The organism is Micromonospora sp. RL09-050-HVF-A (genome assembly GCF_019374995.1).
In the GTDB taxonomy this organism is placed as follows: Bacteria; Actinomycetota; Actinomycetes; order Mycobacteriales; family Micromonosporaceae; genus Micromonospora; species Micromonospora antibiotica.
On the sequence record NZ_JAGKQP010000002.1, the window covers coordinates 5,088,056 to 5,102,550 of the forward strand.

At 73.4% G+C, this 14,495-nt stretch carries 15 protein-coding genes and 1 riboswitch; of the genes, 11 read left to right on the forward strand and 4 right to left on the reverse strand.

The window, feature by feature from the left end; genetic code table 11:
• Nucleotides 1-132, reverse strand: a riboswitch (cyclic di-AMP (ydaO/yuaA leader).
• Between the two features lie 166 nt (nucleotides 133-298).
• The gene (locus J7462_RS22575) at nucleotides 299-1,642 is read right to left on the reverse strand and encodes a YibE/F family protein (protein WP_219466232.1); all 1,344 of its coding nucleotides are present in this window, start codon (nucleotides 1,640-1,642) and stop codon (nucleotides 299-301) included.
• Between the two features lie 219 nt (nucleotides 1,643-1,861).
• Between J7462_RS22575 and J7462_RS32480 the strand changes: the two genes are divergently transcribed.
• Both J7462_RS32480 and J7462_RS32485 read left to right on the forward strand, forming a co-directional pair.
• Nucleotides 1,862-2,410, forward strand: a complete 549-nt coding sequence (locus tag J7462_RS32480; RefSeq protein ID WP_255597844.1) for a hypothetical protein — start codon at nucleotides 1,862-1,864, stop codon at nucleotides 2,408-2,410.
• 62 nt (nucleotides 2,411-2,472) lie between these two features.
• Complete coding sequence (locus J7462_RS32485) at nucleotides 2,473-3,102, forward strand: DUF305 domain-containing protein (RefSeq protein ID WP_308290989.1); 630 nt, start codon at nucleotides 2,473-2,475, stop codon at nucleotides 3,100-3,102.
• Nucleotides 3,103-3,210: 108 nt separating this feature from the next.
• Here the strand turns inward: J7462_RS32485 and J7462_RS22585 are convergent, their stop codons facing one another.
• Nucleotides 3,211-3,510 carry a metal-sensitive transcriptional regulator gene (locus tag J7462_RS22585; protein ID WP_091244878.1) on the reverse strand — a complete coding sequence of 100 codons (300 nt, stop codon included), beginning with the start codon at nucleotides 3,508-3,510 and terminating at the stop codon, nucleotides 3,211-3,213.
• 94 nt (nucleotides 3,511-3,604) lie between these two features.
• Between J7462_RS22585 and J7462_RS22590 the strand changes: the two genes are divergently transcribed.
• The 5 genes from J7462_RS22590 (at nucleotide 3,605) to J7462_RS22610 (ending at nucleotide 7,338) form a co-directional block, all read left to right on the forward strand.
• Nucleotides 3,605-3,811, forward strand: a complete 207-nt coding sequence (locus J7462_RS22590; protein WP_219466249.1) for a heavy-metal-associated domain-containing protein — start codon at nucleotides 3,605-3,607, stop codon at nucleotides 3,809-3,811.
• A gap of 16 nt (nucleotides 3,812-3,827) precedes the next feature.
• The gene (locus J7462_RS22595) at nucleotides 3,828-4,061 is read left to right on the forward strand and encodes a hypothetical protein (protein ID WP_219470895.1); all 234 of its coding nucleotides are present in this window, start codon (nucleotides 3,828-3,830) and stop codon (nucleotides 4,059-4,061) included.
• A gap of 14 nt (nucleotides 4,062-4,075) precedes the next feature.
• Nucleotides 4,076-6,352: a cation-translocating P-type ATPase gene (locus tag J7462_RS22600; RefSeq protein WP_219466251.1), complete on the forward strand. Its 2,277-nt coding sequence runs from the start codon at nucleotides 4,076-4,078 to the stop codon at nucleotides 6,350-6,352.
• Nucleotides 6,353-6,496: 144 nt separating this feature from the next.
• On the forward strand, nucleotides 6,497-6,670 hold the full coding sequence (locus J7462_RS22605; protein WP_219466254.1) for a CsbD family protein: 174 nt from the start codon (nucleotides 6,497-6,499) through the stop codon (nucleotides 6,668-6,670).
• Nucleotides 6,671-6,819: 149 nt separating this feature from the next.
• The gene (locus J7462_RS22610; protein WP_219466256.1) at nucleotides 6,820-7,338 is read left to right on the forward strand and encodes a hypothetical protein; all 519 of its coding nucleotides are present in this window, start codon (nucleotides 6,820-6,822) and stop codon (nucleotides 7,336-7,338) included.
• 206 nt (nucleotides 7,339-7,544) lie between these two features.
• Here the strand turns inward: J7462_RS22610 and J7462_RS22615 are convergent, their stop codons facing one another.
• Entirely contained in the window at nucleotides 7,545-8,801 is a 1,257-nt protein-coding gene (locus J7462_RS22615) for a DUF2786 domain-containing protein (protein ID WP_219466257.1), read from the reverse strand.
• Between the two features lie 167 nt (nucleotides 8,802-8,968).
• On the opposite strand from J7462_RS22615, the gene J7462_RS22620 reads away from it, so the two are divergent.
• Complete coding sequence (locus J7462_RS22620) at nucleotides 8,969-9,847, forward strand: DUF3152 domain-containing protein (protein ID WP_308290990.1); 879 nt, start codon at nucleotides 8,969-8,971, stop codon at nucleotides 9,845-9,847.
• Between the two features lie 156 nt (nucleotides 9,848-10,003).
• Here the strand turns inward: J7462_RS22620 and J7462_RS22625 are convergent, their stop codons facing one another.
• Nucleotides 10,004-10,432, reverse strand: a complete 429-nt coding sequence (locus tag J7462_RS22625; RefSeq protein WP_219466258.1) for an ATP-binding protein — start codon at nucleotides 10,430-10,432, stop codon at nucleotides 10,004-10,006.
• A gap of 450 nt (nucleotides 10,433-10,882) precedes the next feature.
• On the opposite strand from J7462_RS22625, the gene J7462_RS22630 reads away from it, so the two are divergent.
• The 3 genes from J7462_RS22630 to kdpA all read left to right on the forward strand — a co-directional run bounded on the left by J7462_RS22630 (nucleotide 10,883) and on the right by kdpA (nucleotide 14,475).
• Nucleotides 10,883-12,418 (forward strand): glycosyltransferase family A protein, encoded by a 1,536-nt coding sequence (locus tag J7462_RS22630; protein WP_219466259.1) that lies wholly within the window; start codon nucleotides 10,883-10,885, stop codon nucleotides 12,416-12,418.
• A gap of 312 nt (nucleotides 12,419-12,730) precedes the next feature.
• On the forward strand, nucleotides 12,731-12,820 hold the full coding sequence (kdpF, locus tag J7462_RS22635) for a K(+)-transporting ATPase subunit F (RefSeq protein WP_067312053.1): 90 nt from the start codon (nucleotides 12,731-12,733) through the stop codon (nucleotides 12,818-12,820).
• Entirely contained in the window at nucleotides 12,820-14,475 is a 1,656-nt protein-coding gene (kdpA, locus tag J7462_RS22640; RefSeq protein ID WP_219466267.1) for a potassium-transporting ATPase subunit KdpA, read from the forward strand. The genes kdpF and kdpA overlap by 1 nt, the downstream gene beginning before the upstream one ends.
• Nucleotides 14,476-14,495 lie beyond the last annotated feature (20 nt).

Below are 14,495 nucleotides of genomic sequence, written 5' to 3' on the forward strand. Positions count from 1 at the left end.
TGTCCCTTCCGTCGACCGCCGACCGGGTTAGCTGACGGGTTCGGGACGGAAGTGGCCCCTACCGCTGGCGCGGATTCACCCCAGGTGCTCGGTTCCCCGGCTCGCCGTACGGCGATTGGGCGGTGGCACCGCTGGCTCCGGTGGGCGCCTTCGGCGGTGACCGGCAGCGAGGTTACCCGAGAGTCGTACCGGGGATCTACGGTCACAACCCGGCAAAATGCGTATTTTCCCGATAGCGAGGGGTAATCAGTGACGCGACCGACAGCCGCGACCTCACCTCCGGTCACACAGCGCAGTGTCACCATGCGGTGTCCGTGCTCCTTTCCGGGTCTGGCCACCGTGCGGGGGCCGGGGTGGACGGTTCGCCGTGCCGGGGGCCGCTCAGCGCCGCCAGCGCCTCGGCACGGTCGGGGGCGGGGCGTGGGGTGGGCGTCGGTCCGGTCGCGTCGGCGTCGGCGGGACCGCGCCCGGCGGTGACGACGAGCGCGGCCAATCCGGTGGTCAGCGGCACCGCCGCCACCAGCCCCAGGGTCGCCACCGCGCTGCGGACGATCTCCTGGGCCAGGAACTCGCTGGTCAGGATCTGGCTCACCGGCCGGCTGTCGGCGGTGAGCAGGAGCAGCAACGGCAACGAGGCCCCCGCGTACGCCAGCACGATCGTGTTGACCGTGGACGCGATGTGCGCCCGCCCGACCCGGGTCGCCGCCCGGTAGAGCTGCAACCGGGACAGCCCCGGATTGGCGTGCGCCAGCTCGGTGACGGTGGCCGACTGGGTGACCGTGACGTCGTCCAGGACGCCCAGCGAACCGATGATGATCCCGGCCAGCAGCAGTCCGTGCAGGTCCACGTCGCGCTGGTACATCGACAGCGTGGTGGCCTCCTCGCTGCCGTACCCGGTCAGATGGGTGGCGGCGGTGGCCAGCGTGCCCAGGACGCCGGTCAGCACCAGGCTGCCCAGCGTGCCGAGCACCGCCACCGAGGTCTGCGCGGTGACCCCGTGGGTCAGGTACAGCACCACGAACATGATCAGCGCGGCGCCGGTGACCGCGATCGGCAGCGGTGCGCCCCCGGCGGAGATGCCCGGCACCACGAAGGTCAACAGGATGGCGAAGCTCGCCCCGAGGCCGGCCAGGGCGGCCAGCCCGCGCAGCCGGCCGAACGCGACGATCGCCGCCGCGAACAGGGCGACCAGCCAGAGCAGCGGCATGCCCCGCTGGTGCTCGGCGATGTGGTAGCTGCTCACCGACGGGTCGGTGGGGTCGGCCAACGCGACCAGCACCACCTCGTCGCCGACCGCCACCGTCGGTGCCCCCGGCCCCGACGGGACCGGCGTCTCGACCTGCTCACCACTGTCCGGGCCCTGCCCGACGGTGACCGTCACCGTCCCGCACGGCCCGTCGGCCGCCCCCGACGGGCCGTCGGGGGTCTGCGGGGCGGGCGGGCACGGCTCGGTCACCACCCGGGTCACCGTGCCGTGGTAGCGGGGCACCTGCTCGCCCTGGTCGATCTTCGGGGTCTCCCCCGGCCAGAGCAGCAGCGTGGCGATCACCGTGACGACGATGAGCGGCACCACCGTCATGACGAGGATCCGCCGCACCCGGGGTGGGGTGGACGGAGCGGGACGGGTGTGGTCGGCGCCCATGTGCGAGTACTCCCAACGATCCGGGACGGGATACGTGTCAGCCGGCCAGCCGGTTCATCCACGGGCGGCGGGTCGTCGGACGATGGTAGCCAGCACCAGGTCGGGCCGCGCGGTTCACGTGCTGGTGGCAGGCCCCGCCACCGCTGCGGCGGGTACGCCCGTGTCGGGTGGCCGACCCGTCCGGGCCCGCCGGTCGTCCGGGACGGCTAGCGTGGAACCGTGCGGCGGGCGGGAACGACGACGGCCGGGCGGTGGCTGCGGCTGCTGCTGCTCGTCGGCACCCTGCTGGGGCTGTCCGCGATGCACACCCTCGGCCACGACGCGCACCCGGCCGCCGGTCATCCCGCCGACGGTCGGCCGGTCGGCCACTCCACGGTCGGCCACTCCACCTCGGCGGACCGGGCCTCCGTCGGGCACGACACCCCGGTCGAGCGCCCCCACCGGACGTCCGTCGTGTCGCCGGTCATGGACCGGGGGGACCTGACCGGTCCGGTACGGCTCGCGATGGTGACGGCCCGTCCCCTCGGGTGCGGGGCCGGATGTGTGGTGGTGCTGCCCTACGAGCCGACCGGCTCACCGGCCACCGGGTGGAGCGTCTGCCTGGCGGTGCTCGGGGCGCTCACCGTGACGCTGCTGGTGCTGCTCTGCGCGGTGCGTACCAGGCCGGCCGGGGTGGCCCGTCCGCCGTCGCGGCCCCGGGAGCCGCGCGCCCCGCCACCGCGCCCGCTCGGGCTCCGGCTCGCCACGGTGTCGGTACTGCGCAGATAGGACACCCGGGCGCGGCTCCGCCGTGTCCGCCGTCCGTCTCCGTCGTACCGAAAGGTCTGCCCGTGTCCACTCGTACCCTTGCCCGTCGCGCCGCCCTGGCCGGCGTCGCTCTCACCACCGCGTCCGCCCTGACCGCCTGCGGTGGGGGCCATTCCTCCGACGGCGGCCACGGCCGTCCGGCCGCGGGCACCGCCCCGGCCGCCTCCGTGTCCGCCGGGGTCGCCCCGGCGGACGTGATGTTCGCCCAGATGATGATTCCGCACCACCAGCAGGCGGTACGCATGTCGGAGCTGGCCGGGAGCCGGGCCGCCGATCCGGAGGTCACCCGGCTGGCCGAACGGATCCGCGCCGCCCAGGCCCCGGAGATCGCCACCATGACCGGGTGGCTGACCGCCTGGGGCCGGCCCGTCCCGTCCGGCGGCCCGGCCGACGGTCACCTGCCGGGGATGGACCACGGCATGCCGGGGATGATGTCCGACGCCGACCTGGCCCGGTTGGAGGGGGCGACCGGTCGGGACTTCGACCGCCGGTTCCTCACCCTGATGATCGCCCACCACGAGGGTGCGATCACCATGGCCCGGCAGGAGTTGGCGGACGGCCGGCACGCCGGGGCCAGGGCCATGGCGCAGCAGATCGTCACCACCCAGCAGGGCGAGATCGACACCATGCGCAAGATCCTCGCCCGGCGCTGACCGCCACCCGTGAGGCGTCGCGGGGCCGGATCCCACCGGCCCCGCGACGCCGGGCAGTCCGCCCGTCCGATGCCCCGCCGACCGCAGGTCGCCGGACGGGCGGGCCGGTCAGCCGCGTTTCATCAGGCGGCCGACGGCGGCCATCATCTCGGCGGCCATCTCGTCGGCGCGGCCCTCGGCGGCCCCCTCGTGCATGCAGTGCCGGGCGTGGCCGTCGAGCAGCCCGAGGGCGACCTTGTCCAGGGCGGCCTGCACGGCGGAGATCTGGGTGAGCACGTCGATGCAGTACCGGTCGTCGTCGACCATCTTCTCGATGCCCCGGACCTGCCCCTCCACGCGGCGCAGCCGCGCGAGCAGTTGGTCCTTGCTGGCGGTGTAGCCCCGGACCGGGGTGCTCGGTGTGGTCATGGCGACCAGGATAGCGTACCCCCGGGGGGTATGCTACGGTCGCAGGGTGACGTACCCCTGGGGGGTATGTTGGACGAGTGGAGGGAAGAGCCGCATGATCACGAACTACCAGGTGAAGGGCATGACCTGCGGGCACTGCGTCAGCGCGGTCAGCGCCGAGGTGGGTGCCCTCGACGGTGTCACCGACGTCCAGGTCGACCTGGCCTCCGGCCGGGTCGCCGTCACCAGCGACCGCCCGCTGGACACCGCGTCCGTGCGGGCCGCCGTCGACGAGGCCGGCTACGACCTCGTCGAGGCGTGACGGTCCGGGGGGACCGGTGAACACACCGACCAGGCTGGGCGGATTCGCCCTCGCCCTCGCGGTGGTGTTCGGCGCGGCGTACGGGGTCGGCCAGCTGACCGGCCCCGTCACCCCGCCCGCCGAGACCCGCCACGACCCCACGAACACCCCGCGACCCGTCCCCAGCCCCGTTGGCCCGGAGCCCACCACCGACCCGACGCCGAGCGTGCCCGTCACCGGCACCGGCGGGGCCGGTCACACCCACGGTTGACCGGAGGTGCCGCGATGACCCCGAACACGTCGAACCTGCCCACCGCACCCCACCTGATCGAACTGGCCATCGGCGGAATGACCTGCGCGTCCTGCGCCGCCCGGATCGAGAAGAAGCTCAACCGGCTCGACGGCGTCGAGGCGAGCGTCAACTACGCCACCGAGAAGGCCACCGTCCGGTACGCCGACGGGGTCACCCCCGACGACCTGATCACCACCGTCGAGAAGACCGGCTACACCGCCGTCGTCCCCCCGCCGCCCACCCCCGCCGGCACGGAACCGGCCGCAGGGCCGGTCGACGAGCTGGGCGCCCTGCGGACCCGGCTGCGGGTGTCGACCGTGCTCACCGTGCCGGTGATCGTGCTGGCGATGGTGCCGGCCTGGCAGTTCACCTACTGGCAGTGGCTGTCACTGACCCTGGCCGCCCCGGTGGTCGCGTACGGCGGGCTGCCGTTCCACCGGGCCGCCTGGACCAACCTGCGACACGGCGCGGCGACCATGGACACCCTCGTGTCGCTCGGCACCCTGGCCGCGTTCGGCTGGTCGCTCTGGGCGCTCTTCCTCGGCGACGCCGGGATGCCCGGGATGACCCACCCGTTCCGGCTGGACATCGTCCGCACCGACGGGGCCGGCAACATCTATCTGGAGGCCGCCGCCGGGGTGACCGTGTTCCTGCTGGCCGGCCGCTACTTCGAGGCCCGCTCCAAGCGGACCGCCGGGGCGGCCCTGCGGGCCCTGCTCGAACTCGGCGCGCGGGACGTCGCCGTGCTGCGCGGCGGCACGGAGACCCGCGTTCCGGTCGACCAGCTCGTGGTGGGCGACCGGTTCGTGGTCCGGCCCGGCGAGAAGATCGCCACCGACGGGCGGGTCGACGAGGGCACCTCGGCGGTCGACGCCAGCATGCTCACCGGCGAGTCGGTGCCGGTCGAGGTGGGGCCGGGCGACACGGTGGCCGGTGCCACCGTCAACGCGGGCGGCCGGCTGGTCGTCACCGCCACCCGGGTCGGCGCGGACACCCAGCTCGCCCAGATGGCCCGGCTGGTGGAGGCGGCACAGACCGGCAAGGCCGCCGTGCAGCGGCTCGCCGACCGGATCTCCGGGGTCTTCGTGCCGATCGTCATCGTGCTCGCCGTCGGCACGCTGGGCTGGTGGCTGGGCAGCGGCGCCGGCCCCACCGCCGCCTTCACCGCCGCGGTGGCCGTGCTGATCATCGCCTGCCCGTGCGCGCTCGGCCTGGCCACCCCGACCGCGCTGCTGGTCGGCACCGGGCGGGGTGCCCAGCTCGGCATCCTGATCAAGGGACCGGAGGTGCTGGAATCCACCCGGCAGGTCGACACGGTGGTGCTGGACAAGACCGGCACCGTCACCACCGGCCGGATGACCCTGGTCGACGTCCGTCCCGCCGAGGGGCATGACCGGGCCGAACTGCTCCGGCTCGCCGGGGCGCTGGAGGCCGGCTCCGAGCACCCGATCGCCCGCGCCGTGGCGGCCGGCGCCGCCGAAGCCGGGGAACTGCCCCCGGTCACCGGGTTCGCCGCCGCCGAGGGGCTCGGCGTCACCGGCACCGTCGACGGCCACGACCTGGTCGTCGGGCGGCCGAGGCTGCTCCGCGAGCGGGGTCTGGACGTACCGGAGGAGGTGGTCCGGGCGGTGGCCGAGGCGGAGGCCGCCGGTCGTACGGCGGTGGTGGCGGGCTGGTCCGGGCGGGCCCGTGGGGTCCTCGCGGTCGCCGACGTGGTCCGGCCCACCAGCCGGGAGGCGGTCGCCGGGCTGCGTGCCCTGGGCCTGACCCCGGTACTGCTCACCGGGGACAACGCGACCGTCGCCAAGGCGGTGGCCGCCGAGGTGGGCATCGACCAGGTGACCGCCGAGGTGCTGCCGGCCGACAAGGTCGACGTGATCCGCCGGCTCCAGGCGCAGGGTCGTACGGTCGCCATGGTCGGTGACGGGATCAACGACGCGCCGGCCCTGGCCCAGGCCGACCTGGGGCTGGCCATGGGCACCGGCACCGACGTGGCGATCGAGGCGTCCGACCTGACCCTGGTCCGGGGCGACCTGACCGCCGCGGTGGACGCGATCCGGCTCTCCCGGCGCACCCTCGCCGTGATCAAGGGCAACCTGTTCTGGGCGTTCGCCTACAACGTGGCCGCCCTCCCGCTGGCCGCCGCCGGCCTGCTGAACCCGATGATCGCGGGCGCTGCGATGGCCTTCTCGTCGGTCTTCGTGGTGGCCAACAGCCTCCGCCTCCGCCGCTTCTCCACCACCACCCTCCACCCCGGACGACCGCGTTGATCAAGAGGTTTGCGTCACCAGTCGGCTTGCTGGTGACGCAAACCTCTTGGTCAACGGGCCGGAGCGGGTGGTGGGGGTGTTTTGGGGATGGGGGGTGGGGGTAGTTGAGGGGCGTTGGAAAAAGTGCTTATTCGGGAGGCTCTCATGGGGTTCGACGACAAGATCGAAAACACGACCGAGAACGCCGCCGGCAAGGTCAAGGAAGGCGTGGGTCGGGCGACCGACAACGAGCGTCTGGAGGCCGAGGGTCGCAGCGACCAGGCCAAGTCCAGCCTCAAGCAGGCCGCCGAGAAGGTCAAGGACGCTTTCAAGAGCTGAACCGCGCCACCCGTCACGCCGGACCGACCTCGTCGGTCCGGCGTGAGGCGCGTCGGGGGGTGCGGCGCGTCGGGGGTGAGACGTCGGCCGAGCGGGCCGTGCGGCATCGTGTCCGTGGTACCGCCCGACACATCGAAACGGGGAAGTCGATGCACCGCAGCTCCGCCACCGCGCTCACGTTCGCCGTCCTCGCCGTCCTCGCCAGCGGCTGCTCGGACAGCGGGGACGACACCGACGCCGCACCCGCAACGCCGACCAGTGCCGCCGATGCCCCCACCGGGCAGGCCACGCCCGACACGGTGACGACCACCACCCCGACGGCCGGCACCCCGACCGCCGGCACCGCCGCGAACACCGCGCAGGTCTGTCGCGCCGTCGACCAGCTGATCATCGACGGCAGCCGGCAGATCACCGCCGACTCGGCCGCCGCCACCCGGGAGGAACTCACCCCGGAGCAGCTCAACGGCAAGCTCAAGGGGCGACTGAGCGGGCTCGCCGACGACCTCCGTGCGCAGGCCCGCAAGGCCCGGGACGCCCGGATCAAGAAGTTGGTCGACGAGACCGCCACGAAGATCGAGGGCGGCGCGGCGGCCAAGAGCCCGGCAAGCTGGATGGGCACCGACTTCGTCGAGATCCCGGCCCGGCTCACCCGCGACTGCCACGTCTGACCCGGACCCCACGCGGTCCTGCCCGGCGGACCCAGCGGTCCTGCCCGGCGGACCCAGCGGTCCTGCCCGGCGGACCCAGCGGTCCTGCCCGGCCTGGAGTCCTGCCCGGCCCGGGAGACTTACCTGGGCCGAGGGTCTGCCCGGGCCGGGGATGCCCGGTCGGGCGCGGGCACAGGGACGTAGTGGGCGGATCCCGGGCCGTCGGGTCAGCGTCGACCGGGCAGCGGCCGGCCCGGCGGGGCGGTACCGGCCAGCGAGGCACGGTCGGCGGCCGAGGTGCCGGACTGCCAGCCCTCGGCGTCCCGCACGGTCAGCCGGGCCCGGGTGACACCGGGGAAGAGGGTGTCCATCCGCTCCCGTACCGCACCGGAGCGGGCGGCGAGCACCGGCAGCAGCCGGTCCGCCCCGGCGTCCTGCGCCGCCTGCCGGTTCGCCTCGTCGGTCGCGGCCCGCAGCCGCTCGCCGATACGCCGGGCGAAGGCGTGCAGGAAAGCCTCGTCGTACGCCTTGGTGCGTCGACCGCCGCCCTGACGTTCCCGGCGTCCGCGCAGCATCGCGGCGGTGGCCTGCACCAACAGTGAGGTGTGCAGCAGTTCGACGGCCTCCAGGTCGGCGGAGAAGCCGAGCACGGTGGCGAAACCGAGATCGTCGGACCAGACCGACTCGCACCGGTTCGCCGCCGCCACCTCCTGCACCAGCAGCGCTTTCGCACCCGCGTACGGGGCGTCGGTGCTGATCCGGACCCCACCGGGCCGGTCCGGGTGGGCGGTGTCCGCCTCGACCAGCGCCCGTTCCAGGCTGTGCCGGGCGATCAGCTCCTGCGCCTTGCCGGTGAACGCCTCAGCCTCGGCCGGGAACGTGGTGGACTCCGCCTTGGCGAGCAACGCCCGTACCCGGTCGAGCACCCGGGATCCGCTCGGACCGCTCGACGCGGTCGTGGCCGGTCCGCCGACGCCGCCGGGCGGGGGGCGCAGCACCGCGACCGGCGGCAGGCCGGTCAGCAGGGCCAGCACCTCGATGGCGTCGCGCAGGGCGGTGATCCGGTCCGTACCCTCCCGGGTGGTCCAACCGGTCAGCCATCCGGCGTCGTCGTCCCCGTGGACCCGGGCGTCCAGGCCGGCCAACTGGTCGTCCCACCACTGCGGCACCGGGCCGGGCTGGGCCGCCCGGTCGGCGGCGAGGGCCTCGGTGACCAGCCGGCCGGGGCGCGCGCCCAGCCGTCGGGTCACGATCCGGGCCACGTCGGCCGGCTGCCAGCCCCGTGGCCAGAGCCGACCCAGGGCGGCCACCAACCGGCCGAGCAGGGCGGCGTCCACCGCCGCCGGGCCTTCGGGTCCGCCGGGTGTCGGCCGGCCACCGTCACCGCCGACCACGAGCTGGTCCAGCTTCCGCTCCGCATCGCGTACGTCGGTGCCGCGCACCGCCGCGACCGCGGCGGCGATGAGGGCGTCGGCGTCCGGCACGGGTGGTCCTTCCTCGGCGTGACGGCCGGGTGGTGTCCGGATCGTCGGGAGTGTCTGCCCGGCAACGGTACCCGGGTCCGGATTGCTCCTCCCGGGCACTCATCCGTTCGGGCCTCGCGCCCGTACTCCTGCCCGGAGTGGACCACAGGTGGACGGGGAGGACGACGGTGAGCACCCTGACGGTGAGCGAGGCCGCTGACCGGGGCCGGCACCGGGGGCGACGCCGGGGCGTGACCCCGGCCGGTGTCCTGTCGGTGGTGCTGGTGGTGGCCGGGCTGGCTGCCGGCGGTGCGGTGGTGGCCCAGCGGCAGGGCGTCGACCTGGGCGCGCTCATCGGCGACGTCCGCCGGGAGCCGGTCCGGCCGCCCGCCGCCGCGGTACCACCCGTGCCGACCCGGGCGGAGGCACCCGTCCCGCTCGGATCCGCCGCCGCGCCCGCCCCGGCGGCGCTGCGCTACCCGCAACGGGGGACCGGCACCTGGCGGACGGCGACCGCTGAGGGTGCGGTCGCCGGGCGGGACGGCCAGCTGCTGCGCTACCGGGTGGCGGTGGAGGGTGGCATCGACGCCGTCGACCCGGAGCGGTTCGGCCGGGAGGTGGCGGTGGTGCTCGCCGACCGCCGGGGCTGGACCGCCGACGGCCGGTGGCGGCTGCAACGGGTCGGTGCCGACGGCCCGGCGGACTTCACCGTGCTGCTGACCACCCCGGTCACCCGGGGCGAGCTGTGCGGGGACACCTCGGACCGCTACACCTCCTGCCGCAACGGTGACCGGGTGGTGATCAACGTGGCGCGGTGGGCACGGGGCGTACCGGACTTCAGGGGTGATCTCGCTACTTACCGGTCGTACGTGCTCAATCACGAGGTGGGGCACCGGCTGGGCCGGGGTCACGAGCGGTGCCCGGCGGCAGGCGGGCCGGCACCGGTGATGCAGCAGCAGACGCTCGGCCTGCACGGCTGCCGGCCGAACGCCTGGCCGATGGCGGGCGGCACCCTGTTCACCGGTCCCGCCGGTGAGTACGACGACCCGATCCCGGCCGGCGACTGACCCCTTCCGCCGGGCCGGCCAACTCGGCTGCGGCCGTGCGGCGGGCCTTCTCGGCTGCGGCCGTTTCGGCTGCGACCGGCCGTCGGGCTTCTCGGCTGTGACCATGTGACGGGCCAACTCGGCTGTGGCCATGTGGCGGGGCCTTGCCCGGTCGGGTCAGCGGCGGGGGAAGGACGCCCAGATGTTCTTGGTGCGGTCGGTGGCGTACCAGCCGACCTCCAGGGAGACCGCCATGGCGATCTGGAGTCCCCGGCCGCCGGCCCCCATCGGCCGGGTGTCGGACAGCTCGGGGATGGTGCTGAGGTCGTGGTCGGCGACGTCGAGGATGAGCGACTCGTCGATGGTGAGTAGTCGGACAATTGTCGGCGGAATGCCGTGTTTGAGGGCATTAGTGGCCAACTCGGTGGCGACCAGGACGATCAGCTCGGGGACCTCGTCCAGGTTCTGACCGTCGAGCAGGCGCTCACCGGTGAGCGCCTCGTGCAGCGAGGCGCGCAGGGCACGCAGGCCGGCGGGATCGGCCAGTTCCCACCGGCGCAACTCGGTGGCCTGAGGCGGGGGCGGCGAGGTGCGAAGCGGTGCCATGATCTCGGTTTACCCTGCGTAGCGGTTTCCCATGCTTGGGTCCGCTGTCGAGGATTCGTCCTTCCGGCACCCGGATCACCGCCCCGCCGGCCGAGCTCCGAGCCGCCCGGCCAGCCCAGTTCGGAGCCGGCCGACCAGCCCAGTTCGGAGCCGGCCGGCCAGCTCACGTCGGGGCCGGCCGTGCGGTGATCCGGGGTTCGGTGGGTGCCCGGTGGAGTGTGGTCCCGGCCACTGTCGAGGGTGGCGTTCCAGGCGGGAACGGGTCGTCCTGCACCGCCGGGCCGAGGATCGAGAAATCATCCGATTCGGGGCCTGCGTCAGCCCCTGCGGTCGCGTAAAGTCCGCAAACTGAACGGGCCATGTCGGCGACGGAACGCCCCCCAAACGGGTGCCCGTCCGCACGGTTGGGCGCATCCCCGCGCCGGCTCACGGACCGCCTCAGGAAGAGCCATGACCGCCAGTACGAATGACCCCAAGGTGACCGTCGTGGTCCCGGCGTACAACTCCGGACCGCACATCGAGAAGCTCGTCACCTCGTTGTTGAGCCAGTCGCTGCCGGCCGGCGAGTTCGAGGTCATGTTCGTCGACGACGGCTCGACCGACTCGACCGGCGCCCGGCTCGACGAACTGGCTGCCGCCCACCCGCACATCCGGGTGCTGCACATCGACAACTCCGGCTGGCCGTCGCGGCCCCGTAACCTCGGCGTCCAACACGCCCGGGGCGAGTACGTCTTCTTCGCCGACGACGACGACTGGTTCGGCGAGGAGGCGCTGGAACGGCTGTACGCCTGCGCCCGCGAGCACGACGCGGACCTGGTGGTCGGCAAGATGGCCGGGCACCGCCGTTCGGTGCCGCGCGAACTGTTCCGGCGCAACCGGTTCGACGCCACCCTGGCGAACGCGCCCCTGATCGACAGCCTCACCGCGCACAAGCTGTTCCGGCGCTCCTTCCTCATCGAGCACGACCTGCGTTTCCCGGAGGGCAAGCGCCGGCTGGAGGACCACGTCTTCGTCACCCGGGCGTACTTCCTGTCCCGCCGCACCTGCGTGCTGGCCGACTACGTCTGCTACCACCACCAGCGGCGGGTCGACGCCGGCAACGTCACCGCCACCGCGCTGGAGCCGGCCGGCTACTTCGTCAACCTGCGTGAGGCGCTCGACATCGTCGACGCGCACACCGAGCCCGGTGCGCTGCGGGACCGGCTGCACCGGCGGTGGCTGCGCAACGAGATGGTCTCCCGACTTCGCGGCCGGCGGTTGCTCGACGCGCCCGCCGACTGGGTGGACCAGTTGGTCGGCGAGGCACAACGCACGATCCGGGACCGGTTCGCCCCGGGCGTCGCCGCCGGTCTGCCGCCACTGCAACGGATCATCACCCGGCTCATCGAGCAGGGCCGCACCGCCGACCTGCGCCGGTTGGCCCAGTGGGAGGCGGCCGTCCGGGCCCAGCCCACCGTGCAGCGGGTCGAGCAGGACGGCGGCGTCCTGACCGTCACCCTCACCGGCGAGTTGTTCTTCGGCGACCAGCCGCTCACCCTCACCGCCGACGGGGAGCAGCGGCTGCTGGTGGTGCCGGTGGACGACGTACCGGCCGACCTGCGGGACGCGACCCCCGGGATCAAGCAGTCCAAGCTCGACGTCATCGCCCGGCGGCGGGACACCCGGGAGGAGTTCTTCGTGCCGGTCACCGGCGCCGTCGAGCTGGTCCCGGTGGGCGACGGCACGCTGCGGCTGGTCCGGCGCGGCACCGCCCGACTCGACGTCGGCGCGCTCAACGGTGGCCGCAGCAGCGGCACCTGGGACCTGAAGGCCCGGGTCACCTGCTGTGGCTGGACCGAGGACGCCACGCTGCCGGTGGCGTTCCGCTGTGCGGCCGACGGTGCCCGCCCGGTCACCGTGGCGCACCTGGACAGCCTGCGTTTCCGGCTGCGGCGGGCGGTGGCCCGGCGGGTGCCCGAGTCGATCCGGCGGGCCATCCGCCGCTGATCCGGCCGGTACGACCGCCCGGGCCGTCCCGCCCGTCCACGCACCGACCTCCCCTCCGCACCGTGACCGCCGTCACCGGCTGCGGTGGCCGGCGTGAAGAACACGTCAAGAAACCGCGGCTGCCCGTCTAGGTCGCGTTATGGACCCTGCCCGATCGGATCAGAGCGCGTTGTGATTGCCCGGCGTGGCCGGAAGGCGGTCACGGCGTTCGGGTCCGGTTGAGGGAGTCCGCGTGTCTGACGTGGTGTTCGTACTGGTGACGGTGGTGCTGTTCGCGGCGCTCGCCCTCGTGGTGAGGGGCGTGGAGAAGCGGTGAACGCCGTCAACGCCGTCGGCCTGGTGCTGGCGATCGGCCTGGGTGTGTTCATGGTCGTCGCGCTGCTGTTCCCGGAGCGCTTCTGATGACCACGACCACAGCGGGCGTCATCTTCATCCTGTCCCTGGTGGTGGCGCTGGTCGTCGCGTACCGCCCGGTCGGCGACCACCTGTACCGGGTGGTCGCCGGCACCCGACAGTCCCGGGTGGAGCGCGGGGTGTTCCGGCTGGTCGGAGTGAACCCGGCCGCCGAGCAGTCGTGGGGCGTCTACGCCCGCAGCGTGCTGGCCTTCTCCGCCGTCTCGGTGCTGTTCCTCTACGCCTTCCAGCGGTGGCAGGACCACCTGTGGCTGTCGCTGGGCTTCGACCCGGTCGTCCCGCACGGTGCCTGGAACACCGCCGTGTCGTTCGTGACCAACACGAACTGGCAGTGGTACGCGGGTGAGTCGACCATGGGTCACCTGGTGCAGATGGCCGGGCTGGCGGTGCAGAACTTCCTGTCCGCCGCGGTGGGCATCGCGGTGGCGGTGGCCCTGGTCCGGGGGTTCGCCCGCAGCCGTACCGGCGAGCTGGGCAACTTCTGGGTGGACCTGGTCCGGATCACGCTGCGGGTGCTGCTGCCGGTGGCGGTGCTCGGCGCGGTCGTGCTGATGCTCGGCGGGGTGGTGCAGAACCTCTCCGCCGGCACCGACGTGACCACCCTGACCGGCGGCGGGCAGAGCATCCCCGGTGGTCCGGTGGCCGGCCAGGAGGTGATCAAGGAGTTGGGCACCAACGGCGGTGGCTTCTACAACGCCAACAGCGCCCACCCGTTCGAGAACCCGACGGCCTGGACGAACTGGGTCGAGCTGTTCCTGATCCTGCTGATCCCGTTCAGCCTGCCCCGGGTCTTCGGCCGGATGGTCGGCCAGCACCGGCAGGGCTACGCGATCGTCGCGGTGATGGCCGTCCTGGCGCTCGGCAGCGTCACCCTCACCAACGTGTTCGAGTTGGCCGGGCACGGCACCGTGCCGCAGGCGGTCGGTGCGGCGCTGGAGGGCAAGGAGGTCCGTTTCGACGTGTCGAACTCGGCGACCTTCGGCGCGGTCACCACACTGACCTCGACCGGCGCGGTGAACTCCGCCCACGACTCGTACACCGCGCTGGGCGGGATGATGACGCTGGGCAACATGATGCTGGGCGAGGTCGCCCCCGGCGGCGTCGGCGCGGGCCTGTACGGGCTGCTGGTCCTCGCGGTGATCACGGTGTTCGTCGCCGGTCTGATGGTCGGCCGGACCCCGGAGTACCTGGGTAAGAAGATCGGTTCCCGCGAGATCACCTTCGCCTCGCTGTACTTCCTGGTCACCCCGGCCCTGGTGCTGATCGGCACGGCTGCCGCCTTCGCCACCGGCAACGCCTCGACCGCGTTGAACGTCGGCCCGCACGGACTGTCCGAGGTGCTCTACGCGTTCACCTCGGCGAGCAACAACAACGGTTCGGCGTTCGCCGGGATCACCGTGAACACCCCGTGGTGGAACACCGCCCTCGGGTTGTGCATGCTGCTCGGCCGGTTCCTGCCGATCATCCTGGTGCTCGCGCTGGCCGGCTCGCTCGCCCGCCAGGCACCCACCCCCGCCTCCGAGGGCACCCTGCCGACCCACCGCCCGCTCTTCGTGGGGATGGTCGTCGGCGTCACGGTGATCCTGGTGGCGTTGACCTTCCTGCCCGCGCTCGCCCTCGGCCCGCTGGCCGAAGGGCGGTGACCACCATGGGGAGGAACGAC

Excerpts from the sequence above, each read along its gene's own strand:
- J7462_RS22630 (WP_219466259.1), top strand. The coding sequence starts at position 10,883 with ATGACCGCCAGTACGAATGACCCCAAGGTGACCGTCGTGGTCCCGGCG.
- J7462_RS22590 (WP_219466249.1), top strand. The coding sequence starts at position 3,605 with ATGATCACGAACTACCAGGTGAAGGGCATGACCTGCGGGCACTGCGTC.
- J7462_RS22625 (WP_219466258.1), bottom strand. The coding sequence starts at position 10,432 with ATGGCACCGCTTCGCACCTCGCCGCCCCCGCCTCAGGCCACCGAGTTG.
- J7462_RS22605 (WP_219466254.1), top strand. The coding sequence starts at position 6,497 with ATGGGGTTCGACGACAAGATCGAAAACACGACCGAGAACGCCGCCGGC.
- kdpA (WP_219466267.1), top strand. The coding sequence starts at position 12,820 with ATGACCACGACCACAGCGGGCGTCATCTTCATCCTGTCCCTGGTGGTG.
- J7462_RS22600 (WP_219466251.1), top strand. The coding sequence starts at position 4,076 with ATGACCCCGAACACGTCGAACCTGCCCACCGCACCCCACCTGATCGAA.
- J7462_RS22575 (WP_219466232.1), bottom strand. The coding sequence starts at position 1,642 with ATGGGCGCCGACCACACCCGTCCCGCTCCGTCCACCCCACCCCGGGTG.
- J7462_RS22585 (WP_091244878.1), bottom strand. The coding sequence starts at position 3,510 with ATGACCACACCGAGCACCCCGGTCCGGGGCTACACCGCCAGCAAGGAC.
- J7462_RS22610 (WP_219466256.1), top strand. The coding sequence starts at position 6,820 with ATGCACCGCAGCTCCGCCACCGCGCTCACGTTCGCCGTCCTCGCCGTC.